Source organism: Nocardia sp. NPDC058058 (assembly GCF_042885355.1).
In the GTDB taxonomy this organism is placed as follows: Bacteria; Actinomycetota; Actinomycetes; order Mycobacteriales; family Mycobacteriaceae; genus Nocardia.
Map to the genome: position 1 here is coordinate 1 of NZ_JBHVSA010000010.1, position 4,008 is coordinate 4,008.

Below are 4,008 nucleotides of genomic sequence, written 5' to 3' on the forward strand. Positions count from 1 at the left end.
GCGCAGGGGGGGAGCACGGTGTTGGGTGGTCGCCGCAGGTTCCCCCCCGCGTCGGCGGGGAGATCATCTGCGCGACCCGCTCGGCGTCCTCCTGGTCCGGTTCACCCCCGCGTCGGCGGGGAGCACGGGATCCACCTCGGGACCAACACGCTGCGGCACGGTTCACCCCCGCGTCGGCGGGGAGCACCCAGACCGGCAGCATCCTGCCCTACGCCGACGCGGTTCACCCCCGCGTCGGCGGGGAGCACTTCAGCCACCACCGCGGGTACGGCTTCGGCGGCGGTTCACCCCCGCGTCGGCGGGGAGCACAACGGGGTCGGCCTCCATCCACCGCCAAGGGACGGTTCACCCCCGCGTCGGCGGGGAGCACGGCTGGGCCCAGAGACAACCCTGTTGCGGCGCCGGTTCACCCCCGCGTCGGCGGGGAGCACCCGGTGCGTGTAGTCGTGCTCGGCGAGCAGCGCGGTTCACCCCCGCGTCGGCTGGGAGCACGCGAGCTGGTCGTTGAGCCTCTCGACCTCGGTCGGTTCACCCCCGCGTCGGCGGGGAGCACGTTCCTGCCGCTGCCGTGAACGGTGATGCGGCCGGTTCACCCCCGCGTCGGCGGGGAGCACGCTCCAGGTGGTGACGCTGATCCAGCCGCCGCCGGTTCACCCCCGCGTCGGCGGGGAGCACACCTTGCCGTTCGGCATGTAGAGCCGCATCCGCGGTTCACCCCCGCGTCGGCGGGGAGCACTCTTTCTGACCTGCGCTCATCTATGCGCTTTGCGCTTTCTTTGCGAGCGTGGGTTGAGTTGTTCCTGTCATCTTGATCAAGGTTAGGCCGTCGAAGTCTGTCGGAATGCGTCGGCGGGTGCCGGCTGTTCGCAGGGCGTAGCCCTGTTCGGTGGGGGCCGGGTGGACGAGGACCGCGTGTCCATCCCCGACGACAGTCGTTACCTGTGCCCATAGCTCGTCACGCACTCTTGCTGAGATGCTGCCGACGAAGATCCCTGGGACTACCTCCGTTGTCCAGCGGCTGAGGGCACCGCGGAGGGGGTCAGGTACAGCAGTGGTGGCGATGACGACCATGGAGGGCATATCAACTCTGCTCTCGTGCGTAGTTGACACCTGCGGGCTGGACTCCTGCTTTGGGATCCCATAGGTGCACCAAGTCCACGCTGCGGCGATCAGTGCGTACTTGCTCCGTGTCGGTGGTGTCGGGATTGAGAAGGGCCTGTACGTCGCGGACGATCCGGGGGAGCAGCTGCACGAGGCGGAGGTTCTCACGGAGCTTGCGGCGGACGTCCTGTTCTGGGTTGGCTGAGCCGTTGAGGGCAAAGGCCAGGGGCAGTGTGACCTCGGCTTTGTAGAGGTCGGCGATGTCGTAGATGAAGGCGTGCTGCTTGCCGGTGTGGACGAATCCGAGCGCGGGTGAGCAGCCCAGGGCGATGAGTGCCGCGTGCACGATGCCGTAGAGGCAGGTATTGGCGGCGGAGAGGGCCAGGTTGACTGGGTCCTGTTCCTGCCACTGGTCGGGGTGGTAGTTGCGGCGGAAGCGACCGATGCCGTGCTGCTGGGCCAGGAGGCGGTACAGCGTTTTCATGCGGTGTCCCTCCATGCCGCGGAGCACGTCGAGGGTGACGTCGGCTGGGACATCGTCGTCGAAGCGCATTTCGTACATGTCCACGGCCACGGCTAGGGTCTGTTGCGAAAGTGGATCTTGTTCGTTCATGATCACGTCTCGTGGGACGAGGAGATCTGACGAACGGCCAGTGGGCCCGGCTTGAGCCTTTGCTGCCGCAGGGCATCAAGCCGGGCCGGCCGCAGGTGTGGACGCGACGCCAGCTGATAGACGGCATACGGTGGCGGACCCGGACCGGTGCTCCGTGGCGTGACGTGCCCGAACGCTACGGGCCGTGGGACCGGGTCTACGACCTGTTCCGGCGCTGGCAGCGGGACGGAACCTGGGCCCGGATCCTCACCCGGCTCCAGGCCGAGGCCGACGCCCAGGGCCTGATCACCTGGGAGGTCAACGTCGACTCCACCGTCTGCCGAGCCCACCAGCACGCCGCCGGGGCGGCGAAAAGGGGGATCTCCAAAAGGAGCCGCCCGGTGGTGTCTTCGTCGAGCCGGCCGACCACGGCCTCGGACGGTCCCGAGGCGGCCTGACCAGCAAGATCCACCTCGCCGTCGAGCAGGGCCAAAAGCCCCTGTCCGTCGTGATCACGGCCGGGCAGCGAGGTGACTCGCCGCAGTTCGAGCCCGTGCTGGATGCGATCCGGGTGCCCCGGCTCGGCCTCGGCAGGCCGCGCAAGCGGCCGGACCGGGTACGGGCCGACAAGGCCTACGACTCCCGCGCCAACCGCTCCTACCTGCGCAGACGCGGAATCAAGGCCACGATCCCCGTGCCTGCGGACCGGGTCCGCAACCGGCTGGGCCGCGGTTCACGCGGCGGGCGGCCACCGGTGTTCGACCGGGAGGACTACAAGCAGCGGCACGCGGTTGAGTGCGGGATCAACCGCCTCAAGCGCCACCGTGCCGTCGCCACCAGGTACGACAAACTCGCCGTCCGCTACGAAGCGACCGTGCTGGTCGCAGCCATCAACGAATGGCTGTGACCAGCACTTTCGCAACAGGCCCTAGGCGGCGTTCGGTGTCGGCGTAGGCGTGGACCTGCCGTTCGAGCCACGCCGTGGAGAGGGAGTCGGGCAAGACGGACGCGTAGGTCCGCACGCCTCCGGCGCCGGTCATGACCACGCTGGTTCCATGGCGGGCCAGAGTGGCCATGGCGCGCGTGGTGATGGAGACGCCTGGTCCGAGCAGGAGGCAGGACAAGGCTGCCGTGGGGATGTAGACGGTGTCCGTCCGCTGCCCGTCCACGCGGATCTGCGCGCAGACGCCGGTGTCGTCCTGGACGACGCGCACCATGTCCAGGTAGAGGAAAGACAAGGAGTCTGAGATGCGCGGCAGCATTGCGAGTGTAGGGGCGGCCAGACGGCGTCGCGCCTGGCCGGCGTTGGGTGGCGATGTCACGCTGCTGTTGCCGGGGCCAGGGTGAGGAGGCCGGCGCCGTACGGCTTTCCGCGGCCGATTCCCGACAGGATGGCGGTGGTGAGGGCAGCGGGATCGGTCACGGTGGCCGTTCCGTCATAGCGGACCAGGCTATGGCGCAGCGGAGGGCCGCTGCGCCGGCGGGCCGGGTCCAGCGGGGTGGGCAGGAGAGACTTCAGCTGCAGACCGGCTTCGGCGGCCCGGCGGGTCCACCACTGGTCGGCGTCTGGTCCGCTGAGGGGGACGATGCTGCCCCGCTTGTTCTTCTCTTCGATCGGCAGGCGTGCGCGTTTGGCCGGGTTGACGGCGATGCGATATCGGACGCCCAGCCCGGGGCGAAGGGCGGCGAACATGGGACGGAGATCCTTGACCTCCAACTCGCCGTATCCGTCTGGCAGACGGTCTGCCGTCAATGCCGACGAGGCCTGGACGAGGAGCGTGGTGGCGTTCTCGCTGACGTCGATCCGGTACAGCAGTCCGCTGCGCATGCGCGCGCTGTCGCCCAAGCCGTCGGGGACAAGCTTCATCAGGGTCCGGTGCATCTCGGTGGCGTCGCGCAGGTCCCGGTTGACCGCGCGGTGGTGGAGGTTGAGCCGGATCCTGGCGAGGACGGCACTGTGGATGGTCATGCGGTGCTCTCCATGGGCTCCGTACGTGACGTGTGGCGCGTGACGTAGTCGATCAACCGTTCGTGCACGGTCTGCTCGCCGTGGTCCAGCAGGCTGGCCGGCAGACGTTCCACCGTCCGGTAGATACGGCGTTTGGTGTGGGCACGCTCATGTTCACCGAAGCTGATCGGATGGTCGTGGCTGGTGAGAGGCACGGGATCCCGGCTGCCGGTGGGCGGCTGCTCCCAGATGAACGTGATCGGCACGCTCTGTGCTGCCGGCGGCATCGGCCGACCGTGCCGCTCGTCCGTGTACGGGCTTGCCAGCGGAATCTCGGTCAGGAGCTCGGCGATGGGGTCTGCCACGG

The 4,008-nt window shown here is 68.7% G+C and carries 6 protein-coding genes and 1 CRISPR repeat array; of the genes, 1 reads left to right on the top strand and 5 read right to left on the bottom strand.

Annotated features, from left to right (window positions below):
• Window positions 1–36 precede the first annotated feature (36 nt).
• Window positions 37–736: a CRISPR direct-repeat array (repeat unit 29 nt; unit sequence CGGTTCACCCCCGCGTCGGCGGGGAGCAC).
• A gap of 20 nt (window positions 737–756) precedes the next feature.
• Window positions 757–1,080: a type I-E CRISPR-associated endoribonuclease Cas2e gene (gene cas2e / locus ACFVUS_RS43690; RefSeq protein ID WP_073797050.1), complete on the bottom strand. Its 324-nt coding sequence runs from the start codon at window positions 1,078–1,080 to the stop codon at window positions 757–759.
• 1 nt (window position 1,081) lies between these two features.
• Window positions 1,082–1,714 carry a type I-E CRISPR-associated endonuclease Cas1e gene (gene cas1e / locus ACFVUS_RS43695; RefSeq protein ID WP_387781415.1) on the bottom strand — a complete coding sequence of 211 codons (633 nt, stop codon included), beginning with the start codon at window positions 1,712–1,714 and terminating at the stop codon, window positions 1,082–1,084.
• 11 nt (window positions 1,715–1,725) lie between these two features.
• Between cas1e and ACFVUS_RS43700 the strand changes: the two genes are divergently transcribed.
• Window positions 1,726–2,600 (top strand): IS5 family transposase gene (locus ACFVUS_RS43700; protein WP_322869478.1). Its coding sequence is split into 2 segments (ribosomal slippage): window positions 1,726–2,070 and window positions 2,073–2,600, totalling 873 coding nucleotides; the frame shifts between segments, so codons are not numbered across the junction.
• On the opposite strand, the gene ACFVUS_RS43705 is transcribed toward ACFVUS_RS43700, so the two are convergent.
• From ACFVUS_RS43705 to ACFVUS_RS43715, 3 genes are all read right to left on the bottom strand, one after another.
• Complete coding sequence (locus ACFVUS_RS43705; protein ID WP_387781418.1) at window positions 2,584–2,955, bottom strand: CRISPR-associated endonuclease Cas1; 372 nt, start codon at window positions 2,953–2,955, stop codon at window positions 2,584–2,586. The two genes, ACFVUS_RS43700 and ACFVUS_RS43705, sit on opposite strands and share 17 nt — an antisense overlap.
• Before the next feature lie 56 nt (window positions 2,956–3,011).
• Entirely contained in the window at window positions 3,012–3,662 is a 651-nt protein-coding gene (locus tag ACFVUS_RS43710; RefSeq protein ID WP_073798103.1) for a type I-E CRISPR-associated protein Cas6/Cse3/CasE, read from the bottom strand.
• Window positions 3,659–4,008: hypothetical protein (locus ACFVUS_RS43715; protein ID WP_387781422.1), on the bottom strand; the 350-nt coding region annotated here is incomplete at its 5' end. The genes ACFVUS_RS43710 and ACFVUS_RS43715, both read right to left, overlap by 4 nt.

Excerpts from the sequence above, each read along its gene's own strand:
- cas2e (WP_073797050.1), bottom strand. The coding sequence starts at position 1,080 with ATGCCCTCCATGGTCGTCATCGCCACCACTGCTGTACCTGACCCCCTC.
- cas1e (WP_387781415.1), bottom strand. The coding sequence starts at position 1,714 with ATGAACGAACAAGATCCACTTTCGCAACAGACCCTAGCCGTGGCCGTG.
- ACFVUS_RS43705 (WP_387781418.1), bottom strand. The coding sequence starts at position 2,955 with ATGCTGCCGCGCATCTCAGACTCCTTGTCTTTCCTCTACCTGGACATG.
- ACFVUS_RS43710 (WP_073798103.1), bottom strand. The coding sequence starts at position 3,662 with ATGACCATCCACAGTGCCGTCCTCGCCAGGATCCGGCTCAACCTCCAC.